Raw genomic sequence first — 15,056 nt, 5'->3', positions numbered from 1 at the left:
AATAGGGAGAATTCAAAGTTAAGCTACACAACCACCATGATTTATACCCAAATTCTTAATCGTGGTGATAAAGTTGTTTGCACTCCTCTACATTTTTATTCTTGTATTCCCCAACAATTTCCACCTTTCCACCTCCAACCTTAACCTTTCATTCTCCATCCTTAACGCCAAAATCTCATTCTTCTGCAACTCAATTAACGACCTTTGACTAATTACCTCACCAAAGGCTTTTTTCCGGTTTTCAATCCCAAACCATCTTTGATAAGTCTTTGTATGTTCATCAACAGTATGACCTAAATTATCTGCTGCTGCTTTAATTGGTATTCCCTGAAGATGCGCTCTAATTGCACAAGCATGGCGTAAATCATAAGGTTGAAATTCAATTCCCACTTTTCTAAACCATCTGGATATATCTCTTCGCATCCAATTAATATTTTGTACAGAAGCAATTTTTTCAAGTTTTTTTGCTAAAATATTTAATGGTTTGGTATTTTTTAAATCAAATAATTCTACCCATTCAGTCACAAAAGGAATAACTTCTCTATATCCAGTTTTGGTATTTTTATTCACCTTCCAAGTATGATCTAGATTTTGGGGAGACATCCACCAATTAATATCCGGTTCTACAAATAATTCCCTTGGTCTTAACCCATAAGTTGCCAACATTCCATATACCCATCGCCACATTTCCCAAGTGTCTATTTCATCAGTAATATTTGTATTTTTGCGGTTGAGGGCGAATTTTTCAAACAGATAAAAACCAGATATAATTTTTTCATCATCTGGTATTTCTCGATAAGCAGGAGTGACATGATCTCGTTTAACATCCAGTTGAAATCCTAAATTAAAAGTTTTAATCAAAACTGAACTTACCGCAATTAATTCATTTTTTTTATTACCATTAACTGAATTAATCACTTCCTCAAATTTTTTTTTAGTAGCTAAAGTTGTTAAATCAAAATTTCTTTTAATCACAGATATATAGTTAGCAAAAGTATTTTCACTGGTGATAGTTTTTTGACGGGTTTGATAATATTTCTCTTCAAAGGTATCTAATAATTCCCCAATTGTTTTGATTTCTTGCTTTTCTCTAGATTTAATTCCTAAATACTTATCATTCCACTGGAAAGTATGACGAGCAATTAATTTACCCAACTCGTAACTTTCCTCAATGGCTGTTTTTAAACCCTCTAAATTTGCGGGTATTCCTAGAGATAAATCATACTGTTTTTTCTGTTTACCTACACTTTGATCACCTGGTTTTAAAGGTAATGTAGCTCGTAATTGCAGAGAATTGCCAGTTTGTTTAATACTAACTTTAATTCTCTCTCTTTTTAAATTACTATTAGCTTCAATTAACTTCTGTTCAAAAACTGCTTGATACTGTAATTCTGTTGCTTTTATTTTCGCCATTCCCTATACCTACCGTCTGTAGTGTTCTGCGGTTCAAAATCTATACAAAATCTGCAAACATATCTGCGAACCAGTCCCCGGAGTCTGTATTTGCATCCTTATGTAGAGATGGGGGATAGGTTTCCGATATTAACTTTTGGCGATGCCTGCGGCGGGCTGCGCCTACGCAATTTCCCTGATTTTACTGACTTATTCCCTAAATATTCACTTATTTATAAAAGCTGAAATAGTGAAAATAAAATGTTATGACTGAGCAAAATTACCTGAAAAAATAAGTTCTTTAGTAACATTTTCAGCATATCACCTGTTCCCATAGCAGTTATATGGTTCCTGGTGGTGTGATGTGCGCCCCCACCTTAACTGATATTACCCGTGCTTGGGGGATTTTAGAATATTTCCGCACCAATTGGTTAGAACCAGTTTGGTTAGGATGTTCTTTAGAAAGATATGAGGAAATTCAATCTTATGAGGATTTCCAAAAATGGTTAAATGAAGATATCAAACACCGAGAATCTGACTTAGGTTTATACTGGCGTATGGGTCTAGATATCGGGTTAGATAGATATGGTGTAGGTGTGGGTAAATTTGTCACTTGGGGATATTTACCCCATGAGGATAGATATAATAAACCTACCATTGAAGGACGTAACGCTGCGGTAATTATGAAAAGCGGTGTTTACGATGGTTGTAAAGATACTCATAGATTGATGGATCAGGCTTTTGCACGGGAAAATTTAACCCATTCTTGGTATAATGAAGGTACTCAAGATTGGCATCCGAGCGATCGCAAAACGTCCCCAACTATCAAAAACCAAAAAGATTTTGAAGGTGCATATTCTTGGTCAAGTGCAGTATTACACCAAGACTTAGGAAGATTAGAAGCTGGACCTTTAGCACGTCAATTAGTTGCAGGTGGAAAACATGGAGAGTCATGGCAACATTATGACCCATTTATTTTAGATGTCTTCAAAAAAATGGGCGGTGCAAATGTTCACCTCAGACAACTAGCGAGAGTTCACGAATTAGTCAAATTATATCGTCAAGCGGAACGTTGTTTGAAGGAGTTCAAATTAAACGAACCCTGGTATATTAAACCCCAAGAAAAAGACGGTAAAGGTTGGGGTGCAACAGAAGCAGCAAGGGGCGCTTTATGTCATTGGGTAGAAATTGAACAAGGTAAGATTAAACAATACCAAGTTATCGCCCCCGGAACTTGGAATATTGGGCCGCGTGACGGTGCTGGTAAACGTGGACCTGTGGAAGAAGCGTTAATAGGTACACCTATTGCTGATCCTAATGATCCTGTAGAAGTTGGCCATGTTGCCCGTTCTTTTGATTCATGTTTGGTGTGTACTGTTCACGCCCATGATGCTAAAACAGGAAAAGAATTAGCCCGTTTTCGCACTGCTTAATTTATGTTTTGAGTTATGTTTTATAGGGTGGGTTTTTCCCACCTGATTTAACTTTGAGATTGATTTATTTTTTGCCGAATAGCCTATTATATTTCTATCAATTTAACACATTTTTCAATGTAACATCTCTAGTATGTGTTTTATAGTCCCCAAATTTTACTCAAGTTACACCCATCTAATCAGAATTTTCCCCATCTCTACGCCCTAGTTCATAAATACCCGCACCCATACATGACAGTATACCTGTGCTAATTCCCCAACTCTCACCTAAACTAATTTCTAAACCCCAGTTAGATAATGCACCAAAGATGAAAAAAGGTACAATGCTAAAAAGTGAAGCGTAAAAAGCATTTTGTGATTCTCTGGCTTTGCGGGTTTTTTCAAATTCTGTTTCACTGGTGTAAAGGAATCTTTCGGCAAAATTAAACCAGCGATTTAATTGATCTATTACCCATTCTCTGGTGGATGCTAAAGCTAAATATAAAGCTAAAGACCATAAACAAGCTCCAGCGATCGCAATTTTATCTAACTCAAATCTAAAGGGCAATATATCAAACATGGTATCAGGTAACTTGGCAATAATATTTAATATTACCTCTTAATATTACCTTAAATTCCTGGGTAAATCTACATCTTTGCAGCTTTTAACCCCAAAGTTGCCCTCAAATGACTACTTCTGTTGTCGCTGGGTGGGAAGATGAGGTGATAGGGCGGTAGGGGAAGTTAATAACCCTATCACCAGTCACCAGTCACCAATTACCATCTACCATCTAGATTTGCTACTGTAGAAGTAGTGCAAATTATGAAAATTCTTATCAGAGCAAAAATTATGACGGTATTTGAATCTAACAACCCCCGTTCCTACAGTCAAGAACAGGTGCAGCAAATTCTACAATTAGCGATCGCTCGTCAAACCGATGATCGTGATCAAGAATTTTCATATCAGCAAATTATCGAAATTGCTGCCGAGTTACAAATTTCACCAGAAGCAGTTAAACAAGCGGAATGTGATTGGATAGTCCAACAAAGCGAAGTACAACAACGCAAAGCTTTTGATCTTTACCGCCAAGGTAAATTTAAAAAGCGTCTGGGTAATTATGCAATTGTTAATAGTTTTTTCATACTTGTAGATTTGGTTGGTGGTGCTGGTCTTTCTTGGTCACTATACATTTTACTATTCTCTGGACTCACCATTGTACTTGATATTTGGAACACCTTTCAAAGCAAAGGTGAAGACTATGAAGCTGCTTTCCAAAAATGGAATCGTAAGCATCAAATTAAACAAACTATCAATACAGTTCTAAATAAATGGTTTAAAGCATTACAAACACATTAAAATTGGTAATAGGTAATGGGTAATGGGTAATTGGTGAGTGATTACTGCATTTAGTAGTATTGGTTTCAGAAATCAATAACATATAAATCAAAGATTGTCATGGCAATTTGACATGATTTTTGATTGAGCTTGCGGTATGATCAAAAGATATAAATAATGGCTCTTGTGGTTTTCCCATCTTCAGGAAAACAGAAGACATTTTAAAAACTTGGAATATAATAAGTAATTCCTCAATCCCTCACCAGGTTGATCTACCATTTCAGTCAGCAAGAAGCCATGAAATCAAGGGAAAATGCGGAAATAACTTAGCATTATTTATCATGCAGTCACTCTTCTTTGATCATGATATGCTGCTTAAATCCTGATTGCAAAAATCCTCAAAATCCAGAAGGAAAAGAGTTTTGTCAAACTTGCAATACTCCCTTAGTACCACTTTTAAGAAATCGTTTCCGTGTGATTCGGGTGCTTTCCGATGAAGGAGGTTTTGGCAGAACCTATTTATCAGAAGATACAGATAAATTAAATGATTGTTGTGTCGTTAAACAGTTAGCACCAAAATTTCAAGGAACTTGGTCACAAAAAAAAGCAATGGAGTTGTTTTGTGAAGAAGCAAAACGACTGAGAGAACTGGGAGAACATCCACAAATTCCCACTCTCTTAGCTTATTTTGAACAAGATAACTGTCTGTATTTGGTACAACAGTTTATTGATGGACAAAATTTATTACAGGAGTTGCAATTACGGAAAAACTACAAAGATTGGGATATTCAATCTATTTTGTTAGATTTGTTGCCTATTCTCAAATTTATTCACAGTCGTGGAGTTATTCACCGAGATATCAAACCAGAAAATATTATCCGCCGCAAAAGTGACGGAAGATTAACTCTCATTGATTTTGGTTCTTCTAAACAATTAACAGCTAAAGTGCAGAAAAAACATGGAACTTCTATAGGTTCACATGGTTATTCTGCCATTGAACAAATCAGAGATGGTAAAGCGTACCCTGCTAGTGATTTATTTAGTTTGGGTGCTACCTGCTTTCATTTATTAACGGGAATTTCTCCTTTTCAGTTATGGATGGAACATGGATATAGTTGGTTAAATAATTGGCAATCTTATTTGCATTCTCCTCTCAGTTATGAGTTAGCAATAATTATTGATAAGTTACTACAAATAGATATTCGGAATCGCTATCAATCTGCTGATGAAGTGATTAGAGATTTAAGTAAACAGTACACACATCTACTAGCACCAGCTAGTAATTCTTTATTATCAGCACCAGCAAAGAAAGCTAATGTTTATCCTCAAAAATATATTTTGCTGAGAAATTCAATTTTAATAGTAGGAACAATAGTATTTTTAGGGTTGGGAGAATTTGGTTATAGACACTTTCACCAACTACAAACAACTCTTTTTTCTCGCTGGAGTCCCCTGCAAAATAGGAAAAGTCAAACTAAGAGTGATACTATTGTTCAACAACCACCACAGGAGTCTTTAGAAAAAATTTCTTTATTGAAAACTATCACAGAACCAAATGAATCAATTTCCTCTGTAGCTATTACTCCAGATGCTCAAACTATTGCTAGTGCTGGTAATCGCATTATTAAACTATGGAATATTACCACAGGTCAAGAGATTTATTCACTGCAAGGACATACACAAAAAATCAATGTCGTGGCTATTAGTCCTGATGGTAAAATTTTGGTCAGTGGTAGTGATGACAAAACAATTAAAGTTTGGAATTTAGCAACAGGTCAGTTAATTCATACCTTAATTAGTCATACTGATTCAGTTCATGCTTTGGCTATTAGTAAGGATGGGAAAACTTTGGTTAGTGCTAGTGATGACACAACTATTAAAGTTTGGAATTTAGCAACAGGAAAGCTAATTATTACTCTCAAAGATCATACTTATTGGGTACGTTCTCTGGCTATTAGTCCTGATGGTTTTACTTTAGCAAGTGGTAGTTTTGATAAAAGTATTAAACTGTGGAATATCACCCAAGAAAAATCACCAGAAAAATCACCAGAAAAATCAATTCATTCATTAACTCCTAATTCCCAAACTGTGACATCTTTAGCTTTTAGTCCAGATGGTAAAATTCTCGCTAGTGCTAGTCGCGATCGCAAAATTAAACTGTGGAATCTCAATACAAAAACGGAAATTCGTACTATAACTAAACAAGATTATAATGTCACATCTTTAGCTTTTAGTCCAGATGGTAAAACTCTTGTTAGTGGTAATCGAGATTGTATAGAATGTCATCCAACTATTAAACCTAATATTAAACCTAATATTAAACTATGGGATGTGGCTACAGGTGAGGAAATTTCCTCTATTGCTGGACATACTAACACCGTCACATCTTTGGTTTTTAGTGCTGATGGCAAAACTTTAGTTAGCAGTGGAGAGGATAATAAAATTAAGATTTGGCGTTTTTCACAATAATGTAGGAACTGGGTAATTGATAATTGATAATTGATAATTGATAATTGATAATTGTTTGATGCCAAGTTTAAAACCTTTCCTTTTAATGAGAAAAAGATGTAATTGTCAATTGTCAATTGTCCATTATCAATTGTTATCGTCTATCTCTTTCCAAATCATCAATTACTGTTTGTAAATACCACTCCTCCGACATACCTGGATAAAAATCTTGCTTTTGCTCAATTAATCTTGCGGCTATTTCCCAATGTCCTCCAACCATGCGTAATAGTCTTTGACGTAATAAATTATAGGTGGCTTTGTTGGTTGCTGGGATAGATGATTGAATTTTTTGCAGACTATTTAAAACTAGTTGATAATTCTCCCAGTCTTCTTGTTCACAATAGATACTAGCTGCTTTTTGGTAATCTTCCACAGCATTGGGCATTTCTTCTAAACAAGTGTAGGCAATACCACGATTATAGTAAGCTAACGGATGCTCAGGATTCATTTGTATTGCTTGAGAATAATCTTGAATTGCTGCTAAATAATTGCCCATTGATTGATAGACATTACCTCTAGCAATATATACTAAATTGTCTTGGGGTTGTATTTTCAAGGCTTGATTGATATCAGCTAAAGCCCCTTGATAATCTCCTATTTGAGAACGAGCTTTTCCCCGATTCCGATAAACAATAGCATCTTGAAAATTTAAATTTATTGCCTGATTAAAATCTGCGATCGCCTCTCGATATTGACCCATTTTACAAAGTACCACCCCACGACAGCAATAAGCTTGGGCATCTTGAGCATCAGCTTTTAATATCCAATTTAAATCAGCGATCGCCGATTTTGTATCTCCCTTTTCTGCCTTTTCTAATAATTGTGTGAAATAATCTTGAGTAGATATAATTGCTGCTGATTTATTGATTTCTTGATTTGGTTTTGGTTCAGCTTTGGGTTGTAGTTGTTTAATCTTCTCTAAACAAAGACACGCATTTTCTTTATCTTTTTGTGCTAAATATAATTCTGCTGCTTTTTTAAAATTAGCGATCGCCTCTAGAATATTTCCTTGTTTGCGCTGCACTATCCCCCGTAAATCATAAGCACCAGCATCATTAAATTTAAACTGAATCGCTTTTTCTACATCTTCTAAAGCACCAGGAAGATTTTTTAAAGTTAATTTTGCTAACGCCCGAAAATAATAAGCTTTGGCATTTTCTCCATCCAGCTTAATAGCTTCATTATAATCAAAAACTGCTTGTAAAGTCGCACCTGATTTATAATAAGCTAAACCCCTTTCTATGTAAGCTTTACTAAAGTAAGGATCTAGCTGTATAGCTTGGTTAAAATCTTCAATAGCACCAGCATAGTTTTTTTGTTTCGCTTTTTCTAAGCCGCGATTGTAAAATTCAGAAGTCATAATTTAGTTTTTTCCATGAACTCAATTTAAATTGATTTAAAACAATATTATATCACAAATTTTATTATATCACAAATTTTTGTTGTTGTCGTTTTGTAGGGGTTTAGCAATGCTCAACCCCTACGGAAAATGTGGTTTTTCGATATACTTGTCATCAAATATAAAGTGGATATATCCCCGACTTATTTAAGAGATCGGGGATTTGAGTATTACGTTTTTTAAGGTTGAATTAAACTAGGAGAAGTCAACACGAAAACATCCCTAGTTCCCGGTGCTGGATTTTCAGACTTTATCGGGCTAGTAAAGTGGAAAAACTCATGATCATTAACTAAAAGCAGTTCTCCGGGCTGGAGTATTTTATGAAAAACTGGTTTCTCTTTTTTAGCAGTATATAAATGTGTTTCTCCACCTTGAATATTGTTCCTACAAACAGAAAAAATGCCAATAAAATCAGTTCCATCTTGATGAATACCTTCAGGTGCGGGATTTCCTAAATGACCTGGTGAACAAGTAGTTCTGATTTGATGAATACCAATTTCTGCTTCTGGATGGAGTTTGCAAGAATCAATAAATGCTAAAACCAAATTCTTAAAAATTTCCAGTTCTATCAGTCCATGTTCTAATTCTGCGAACTCTCTTTTGACATCACCCAATAAAGGATTATACTCTCGACTTTGGCACAAATATCCATGAGAAAGTTTAATTAACTTATTCTCAGCAACCATTACTCTTGATAACCTTCTAGAGCGATATTTGCCCTTAATATAAGGATCAACAGGTAAGTTTTCAAAAAATGGCTGGAAACCTTGAGTATTAATAGAATTTACCTTTCTCAGAGTAAACAGAAAAGCATATTCTAACCCCGTTACAGAAGATACTTGTTGCATAGGATTTTTCTCCTTGCATTTTATAATTATTCAGCCAGCAAAAACTCCATTTTCCAGGTAGTTTTAGCTGACTGCTGACCGCTAATAGCTGAATGCGAACTGGATTTTTAAATTCCTCCCATTTTTTACATGAGAGGTATGTAATATCTATTATAAGCAATTATTTAGTAATTGTTGTAAATGTGACTACAAAATTTATTAAGTTGGAATATTTAACAAGAACTCTAGCTACTCACTTTCCTATTCCCTATTCCCTATTCCCTATTCCCTATTCCCTGTTCCATTATCTATTCCCTGTTCCATTATATAGTTACTCATCTGGGAACAAAAATATTTTCCCAATATTTTCCCAATATTTTCAAAGCTCTCATTCCTCCTGCTAACCTCTTTTATCGTATATTTACTATTAATTCAAATTTATAATTTACCTAGCAGAATGAATAACTGGCTGTATCAGTACCCTAAATTATACACTGGTATTTTACTCAAACGCTACAAGCGTTTTTTTGCTGATATTCAACTGGACTCCGGGGAGGTTGTAACAGCACACTGTCCCAATACAGGACCCATGACAGGAGTTTCCAAAGTAGGTAGTCCTGTACAGTTATCTAAAAGTGATAATCCTAACCGCAAATTAGCTTATACACTGGAATTGATTCAAGTAGATGATTTAGCACCAACTTGGGTCGGTGTCAATACTGCTTTACCTAATCGAGTTGTGAAACAAGCTTTAGAGAAACATCTTTTCCCAGAATTAAGTGAATATACACAAGTTAAAGGTGAAGTTGTTTATGGAAAAGATAAAAAAAGCCGGATAGATTTTTACCTGACCGGAAAAGAAGGACAACGCCCCATTTATTTAGAAGTAAAAAATACAACTTGGTCGCAGGGAACTTTAGCCCTGTTTCCCGATACAGAAACCACCAGAGGACAAAAACATTTGCGGGAATTAATGGAAGTTTTACCCCAAAGTCGGGCAGTAATGTTGTATTTTATCAATCGCGGAGATTGTACACAATTTGCCCCAGGAGATAGCACAGATCCTGTATATGGTAAATTGTTACGGGAAGCAATTAAACAAGGTTTAGAAGTTCTCCCTTGTCGGTTTGATATTTCTCCTGAAGGTATCCGTTATTTGGGGTTAGCAGAACTGAAAATTTAAGCATTTATCAGCCAGCCAAAAATGAAAGCAAAGTGCATCATTATTTACACACAAACTTTCTTTCAAGAGAATGCTAATATGAATACAAAGATTGTTCCTCACGTTTCCACAAACAGCAAAGATAAACTTCCTATTTTTGATCAGCAGTTTTTGTTGGATAAAAACAACAAACAGCAGGAAACGTGAATGATCTGAGTCATCATATCAGATTGCTATATGTTAGAAACTCTTGCGACTGAAACCACTATGGAAATGCCACCCACCCAGGCAGAACTTCCTTATGATGACGGTATTCCGATGGAGACACAAAGACATAAATTACAATTGGATATTTTAATTGATACCATTCAGCCTTGGCTAGATCAAAGGACTGATGGATATGTAGGGGGCAATATGTTTGTCTACTACAGTTTAGCGCAATTAAAAAATCAGGATTTTCGTGGTCCAGACTTCTTTACCGTCTTAGGAGTTCCCAAAAAAGAGCGTCTTTCTTGGGTAGTTTGGGAAGAAGGAAAATCACCAGATGTAGTAATTGAATTACTTTCAGAAAGCACAGCTAAAAATGATAAAAATGAGAAAAAACTGATTTATCAAAATCAAATGCGTGTTTCTGAATATTTTTGGTTTGATCCTTTTAACCCAGATGATTTTGCAGGTTTTCACATCAATACCGGTGTGTATGAACCGATTGCTTTTAATGAAAAAAATCAGTTAGTAAGTACAGTTTTAGGTTTAAGTTTAGTACGTTGGCAGGGTAATTATCGCGGTGTCAATGCCACTTGGTTACGCTGGGCAAATAAAATCGGTGAGTTATTTCCTACTTCTTTAGAACTTGCTGAACAAGAAAAACAACGGGCTGAACAAGAAAAACAACGGGCTGAACAAGCTGAAAATAAATTAAGACAAGTGGCAGTTAATTTGTTAAATAATGGAATGCCTATAGAACAAGTCACACAGTTAACAGGTTTAGAACCAAAGCAACTTATTGGAGAGTAAGCCAAATTAAATAATGGACAATTAACAATGAACAATTAACCGGCAATTTTAGATTTTACTGCCATAATCAGATTTTTGTCAAATTATATATTGTAGGGGCAATTCATGAATTGCCCCTACAGATACATAGCTGACGACTAACTGCTGATGGCTGAATGCTTACGCTAAATCAGCCATACCCAATCCCCAATCCCCAATATTAGAGATAATTAAAAAATCAATAGTTTTAAACTGTCTATCAATAGCAGGAAGACTACAAATTTTTGCACCAATACTCAAATAAGCTTGTAAAATTTTCGGAATTTCCACATCATAGATATCTGGACAATTAGAATTAATTTCTATGGAATATTCTGGATGAGGATTCACTAAAATATGAGAATGTAAACAATGATTATAGAGAAAATAATTATAAGCACAAACAGCCTGTTTATGACATTGAGTTAACAAAGATGCACAACCGAAAAAATATTGATTACCAGTATAAATTAAATAATTAGCTAAACCTTGCCAAAGTAATAAAAGTGTGTAACTATTGCGATAGTCTTGAGCTATGCAAGCACGACCAATTTCTACAGAAGACTGCAATATAAAATCAGGAATTTGAGCAAGATTAAATATATCAGCAGCATCAAAACCTAAATTTTTTGCAGCCATTGTATAAGTTTGCATTCTATAAGTACCAATAGTTGCACCAGTCCTTTTACAAATCAGCAATAAATGATCACAAAAATAATCAAACTTATCCCGATCCATTTGAGAAAAATTAGAACTAGAAAAACCCAAATCCAACTCTTGATTAAAAACCTGAAACCGTAAGCGAAAAATAGATTCTAACTCTGCATCAGTTTTAGCCAGTCGCAGGATATACTTTTCACTTTCCAAGACCGGAAAATCAGTAAACTGTACAGATGAAAAAGATGAAGTGATAGGATTGTAATACATTTACATCCAGGTTAATACTTAAATTTGTGAAAAATTCTAAGAGGATTTAATATCTAATTATGAACATTTTGATCACTAAAATCTGGCAATAGAATACAAATTTTGTAATTACACAATTTATTTTTTTTGTCAATAACAAAAGCCCTAAATAGTAATAGATCCCGGACTTCTACAAGAAACCTGGGATCTTGGTATTGAGTTTTTTCAGGTGAATTGACTTTTAGCCTCAAAAGCCGACGGCTGATAGCTGATGGCTGAATACTTATTTTTAATTGTGCTGACCATGATTAGTGTAGCGAACCCTAGTACCAGCCCAAAGTAACTTTTCTCGCAGAGTTTGATAATAGGAATTATTAGCCCGCAAAACGATAAATTTAGCACGACAGTCAGCCATCCGCACATCAACACGATGATTAGGCCAAATGGAAGTAGCCAACACCCCATCCATCCATAATTTTGTAGTTAAATCATAATCCCCAAACGGCCAAACACTGACCACAGAACCAGGAGGTAAAACTAGGGGACGACTAGAAAGACTCATCGGACAAATAGGAGTAATGGTAATAGCCTCCATCCCATCGTGCATAATTGGACCATTAGCCGAAACCGTGTAACCTGTAGAACCTGTAGGAGTAGAAATAATTAACCCATCACCCACATATTGATCAACCACCTCACCATCAATTTCCATTTCCAGAATCGAGGTGATCATCCTATCAGCAGAAGCGGGTTTAATACAAAACTCATTTAAGGCGAGGTAATGTTCTGTAACTGGTTCTAAATTTGTCCGATGACCCTCATAAATAGCCGCTTGTAACATCATTCGGCGTTGGAGAGCATAGCGATCTTCAAATAACCGATCCCAAACTCGTTCCGGTTCTTGAAACTCATCCATTGACTCAGTTAAAAACCCCAAATGGCCACCCACATTTACCCCCAAAATGGGGATACCAGCCGGGGCTAAATGTCTAGCACTGGTTAAAACCGTACCATCACCACCAAGGACTAAAGCTAAATCAATTGGTTGGCTGGCAGATGCCAAAAACACTGGATAGGGGTTGTCTTTGGGTCCACTAGGTCCAACCAAAACTTGACATTGGCGGTCTTCTAATTGTTTAGCGCAGAGTTCAGCCCAGCGTTTACTTTGGGAGTCTCGCGCTTTGTAAGCTATGATTACCTGCTTTAATTGCACGTACTGTTACCACTTGAGGAGATTAAACTGCTCCATGTCAACGGTATCACGGTTACGATAAATAGCCAGTACAATCGCTAACCCTACCGCCGCTTCCGCAGCTGCCACAGTAATCACAAAAACAGTGAAAACCTGACCTTTAATTAATGTTGAGTCGAGAAAATTGGAAAATGCCATTAAATTTAGATTAACAGCATTTAACAGTAACTCAATTGACATGAGTACACGGACGGCGTTACGGCTGGTAATTAAACCATAGATGCCAATGCAAAATAAAGCTGCTGCAAGTAGTAAGAAGTATTGAAGTTGCATAGTTTGGTAATTGGTAATTGGTAATTGGTAATTGGTGATTGGTAATTGGTGATTGGTAATTGGTAATTGGTAATTGGGCATTGGGTAAATTCATATTCCCAGTCACCAGTCACCAGTCACCAGTCACCAGTACCCTAGTCCTCAGTGCCACTAGATACCAATTCTCTGGGGCGTTCTGGCAAGGTTAAGATGGTTTGTGGCAGTTCGGAAGGGGTAACTTGATCTGGTAAATATTCCCGACGTGCCAAAATAATTGCTCCTACCATTGCCATTAGCAACAATACGGAAGCTAATTCAAAGGGGAGCAAAAAGTCCGTGAAGAAATGCTCACCTATTAAAACTATGGAATTTTTAGCTGCTGGGGATGTAGAGGTATTAGCCCAAGGTGTTGCCAGTACCATTGTACTTAATAGAGCAAATAGTCCCAGACTAACTACACCGGTAATGATTTTCCGTAAACCAGCACTGGGTAAAGGGTAAAAATCCTGACGTTTGTTTACCAACATAATGGCAAACAAAATCAAGACGTTGATCGCACCCACATAAATCAGAATTTGTGCTGCTGCGACAAAATCACCATTTAGCAATAGGTAAAGTCCGGCCATGCTGATGAATACACCACCCAGCAAAAAGGCGGAATAAACGATGTTGGAAAACAACACTACTCCTAGTGCTGCGCCAATCATCATTACACCTAATATGCCAAATGAAACAGATTGTACTCCTTCGGCTAAATTCACTTTTTTCGATCCTCTTGATGTTTTGATAAATGCTGATCGGTAATTGGTAATTGGTAATTGGTAATTGGAAAAAACGATTTATTACCCATTACCTATTACCCATTACCCATTACCACTTTCAACTAAGTCTTCTGGACGAGAACCAGCACGGGGAGCATCTGCGGGGACTCCGTGGGGTTCAAGTACGCCTTTAGGTAGATAAACCAGTTCGCGCAGTGGTGTCACCATTGGATCGTCTGTCACCTTGTAGGGCAAGCGTCCTAATGCTACGCTATCGTAGTTCAATTCGTGGCGATCGTAAGTAGAAAGTTCGTATTCTTCTGTCATGGATAAACAGTTTGTGGGACAGTATTCCACGCAGTTACCACAGAAAATACAAACTCCGAAATCTATACTGTAGTGTTTGAGTTTTTTCTTCTTGGTGGCTTTGTCCATTTCCCAGTCAACTACAGGGAGGTTAATGGGACAAACACGCACACACACTTCACAAGCAATACACTTGTCAAATTCATAGTGAATCCTACCCCGAAACCGTTCACCAGGAATCAGTTTTTCATAAGGGTATTGTACGGTAACAGGGCGGCGTTGCATGTGGTCAAAGGTGACGGATAACCCTTGTCCGATATAACGCGCTGATTGTACTGCTTCTTTGGCGTAATCACCAACTTGTTTGAGGAACTTTAGCATTTTTTGTGTCTCTTCTCTAATCTTGTCAGGTGATTGGTGATTGGTGATTGGTGATTGGTAATTGGTGATTGGTGATTGGTGATTGGGTTATTTACCTCCCCATCTCTCCACTTTCCTATGCCCTACA

13 protein-coding genes and 2 pseudogenes are annotated in these 15,056 nt (G+C 36.4%); 6 read left to right on the top strand and 9 right to left on the bottom strand.

Translation table 11 applies throughout. The features are described from left to right. Nucleotides 1-55: 55 nt before the first annotated feature. Nucleotides 56-1,474, bottom strand: a pseudogene (locus tag H6F45_RS07910) (tyrosine-type recombinase/integrase). Between the two features lie 250 nt (nt 1,475-1,724). Between H6F45_RS07910 and H6F45_RS07905 the strand changes: the two are divergent. After that, nucleotides 1,725-2,825: pseudogene (locus H6F45_RS07905) on the top strand (nickel-dependent hydrogenase large subunit); the annotation flags it as partial. 175 nt (nt 2,826-3,000) lie between these two features. Here the strand turns inward: H6F45_RS07905 and H6F45_RS07900 are convergent. Beyond that, a complete protein-coding gene (locus tag H6F45_RS07900; protein ID WP_187038586.1) occupies nt 3,001-3,384 on the bottom strand; it encodes a hypothetical protein in 384 nt (127 codons plus the stop codon). 270 nt (nt 3,385-3,654) lie between these two features. On the opposite strand from H6F45_RS07900, the gene H6F45_RS07895 reads away from it, so the two are divergent. Beyond that, nucleotides 3,655-4,161, top strand: coding sequence for a 2TM domain-containing protein (locus H6F45_RS07895; protein WP_137667287.1), 507 nt, complete (start codon nt 3,655-3,657; stop codon nt 4,159-4,161). 342 nt (nt 4,162-4,503) lie between these two features. Beyond that, nucleotides 4,504-6,609 (top strand): serine/threonine-protein kinase, encoded by a 2,106-nt coding sequence (locus H6F45_RS07890; protein WP_190346901.1) that lies wholly within the window; start codon nt 4,504-4,506, stop codon nt 6,607-6,609. Between the two features lie 133 nt (nt 6,610-6,742). On the opposite strand, the gene H6F45_RS07885 is transcribed toward H6F45_RS07890, so the two are convergent. Both H6F45_RS07885 and H6F45_RS07880 read right to left on the bottom strand, forming a co-directional pair. Next, a complete protein-coding gene (locus H6F45_RS07885; RefSeq protein ID WP_190346900.1) occupies nt 6,743-8,008 on the bottom strand; it encodes a tetratricopeptide repeat protein in 1,266 nt (421 codons plus the stop codon). A gap of 218 nt (nt 8,009-8,226) precedes the next feature. Further along, on the bottom strand, nt 8,227-8,895 hold the full coding sequence (locus H6F45_RS07880; protein WP_190346899.1) for a 2OG-Fe dioxygenase family protein: 669 nt from the start codon (nt 8,893-8,895) through the stop codon (nt 8,227-8,229). A 436-nt stretch (nt 8,896-9,331) separates the two neighbouring features. Between H6F45_RS07880 and sfsA the strand changes: the two genes are divergently transcribed. Next, complete coding sequence (gene sfsA, locus H6F45_RS07875) at nt 9,332-10,057, top strand: DNA/RNA nuclease SfsA (protein ID WP_137667280.1); 726 nt, start codon at nt 9,332-9,334, stop codon at nt 10,055-10,057. A 216-nt stretch (nt 10,058-10,273) separates the two neighbouring features. Beyond that, nucleotides 10,274-11,053: a Uma2 family endonuclease gene (locus H6F45_RS07870; RefSeq protein ID WP_190346898.1), complete on the top strand. Its 780-nt coding sequence runs from the start codon at nt 10,274-10,276 to the stop codon at nt 11,051-11,053. A 159-nt stretch (nt 11,054-11,212) separates the two neighbouring features. Here H6F45_RS07870 and H6F45_RS07865 read toward each other — a convergent pair whose 3' ends face one another. The 3 genes from H6F45_RS07865 to nuoK form a co-directional block, all read right to left on the bottom strand. Beyond that, the gene (locus tag H6F45_RS07865; protein ID WP_137667278.1) at nt 11,213-11,998 is read right to left on the bottom strand and encodes a GNAT family N-acyltransferase; all 786 of its coding nucleotides are present in this window, start codon (nt 11,996-11,998) and stop codon (nt 11,213-11,215) included. A gap of 268 nt (nt 11,999-12,266) precedes the next feature. Then, the gene (locus H6F45_RS07860) at nt 12,267-13,190 is read right to left on the bottom strand and encodes an NAD(+) kinase (protein WP_096570924.1); all 924 of its coding nucleotides are present in this window, start codon (nt 13,188-13,190) and stop codon (nt 12,267-12,269) included. Between the two features lie 6 nt (nt 13,191-13,196). Then, nucleotides 13,197-13,502, bottom strand: a complete 306-nt coding sequence (gene nuoK, locus H6F45_RS07855) for an NADH-quinone oxidoreductase subunit NuoK (protein ID WP_006199065.1) — start codon at nt 13,500-13,502, stop codon at nt 13,197-13,199. A gap of 59 nt (nt 13,503-13,561) precedes the next feature. Between nuoK and H6F45_RS26960 the strand changes: the two genes are divergently transcribed. Next, nucleotides 13,562-13,690: a hypothetical protein gene (locus H6F45_RS26960; RefSeq protein ID WP_277876966.1), complete on the top strand. Its 129-nt coding sequence runs from the start codon at nt 13,562-13,564 to the stop codon at nt 13,688-13,690. Here the strand turns inward: H6F45_RS26960 and H6F45_RS07850 are convergent. Both H6F45_RS07850 and ndhI read right to left on the bottom strand, forming a co-directional pair. After that, nucleotides 13,637-14,242, bottom strand: coding sequence for an NADH-quinone oxidoreductase subunit J (locus H6F45_RS07850; RefSeq protein WP_096570926.1), 606 nt, complete (start codon nt 14,240-14,242; stop codon nt 13,637-13,639). The two genes, H6F45_RS26960 and H6F45_RS07850, sit on opposite strands and share 54 nt — an antisense overlap. Nucleotides 14,243-14,344: 102 nt before the next feature. Next, nucleotides 14,345-14,929 (bottom strand): NAD(P)H-quinone oxidoreductase subunit I, encoded by a 585-nt coding sequence (gene ndhI / locus H6F45_RS07845; protein WP_096572790.1) that lies wholly within the window; start codon nt 14,927-14,929, stop codon nt 14,345-14,347. Nucleotides 14,930-15,056: the final 127 nt, after the last annotated feature.

The organism is Sphaerospermopsis sp. FACHB-1194 (assembly GCF_014696235.1).
GTDB lineage: Bacteria > Cyanobacteriota > Cyanobacteriia > Cyanobacteriales > Nostocaceae > Sphaerospermopsis > Sphaerospermopsis kisseleviana.
This window is presented reverse-complemented; position numbering and strand designations above follow the sequence as displayed.

Bases quoted from the DNA above. Each gene is read 5' to 3' on its own strand.
- H6F45_RS07900 (WP_187038586.1), bottom strand. From the start codon at position 3,384: ATGTTTGATATATTGCCCTTTAGATTTGAGTTAGATAAAATTGCGATC.
- H6F45_RS07895 (WP_137667287.1), top strand. From the start codon at position 3,655: ATGACGGTATTTGAATCTAACAACCCCCGTTCCTACAGTCAAGAACAG.
- H6F45_RS07890 (WP_190346901.1), top strand. From the start codon at position 4,504: ATGATATGCTGCTTAAATCCTGATTGCAAAAATCCTCAAAATCCAGAA.
- H6F45_RS07885 (WP_190346900.1), bottom strand. From the start codon at position 8,008: ATGACTTCTGAATTTTACAATCGCGGCTTAGAAAAAGCGAAACAAAAA.
- H6F45_RS07880 (WP_190346899.1), bottom strand. From the start codon at position 8,895: ATGCAACAAGTATCTTCTGTAACGGGGTTAGAATATGCTTTTCTGTTT.
- sfsA (WP_137667280.1), top strand. From the start codon at position 9,332: ATGAATAACTGGCTGTATCAGTACCCTAAATTATACACTGGTATTTTA.
- H6F45_RS07870 (WP_190346898.1), top strand. From the start codon at position 10,274: ATGTTAGAAACTCTTGCGACTGAAACCACTATGGAAATGCCACCCACC.
- H6F45_RS07865 (WP_137667278.1), bottom strand. From the start codon at position 11,998: ATGTATTACAATCCTATCACTTCATCTTTTTCATCTGTACAGTTTACT.
- nuoK (WP_006199065.1), bottom strand. From the start codon at position 13,502: ATGCAACTTCAATACTTCTTACTACTTGCAGCAGCTTTATTTTGCATT.
- ndhI (WP_096572790.1), bottom strand. From the start codon at position 14,929: ATGCTAAAGTTCCTCAAACAAGTTGGTGATTACGCCAAAGAAGCAGTA.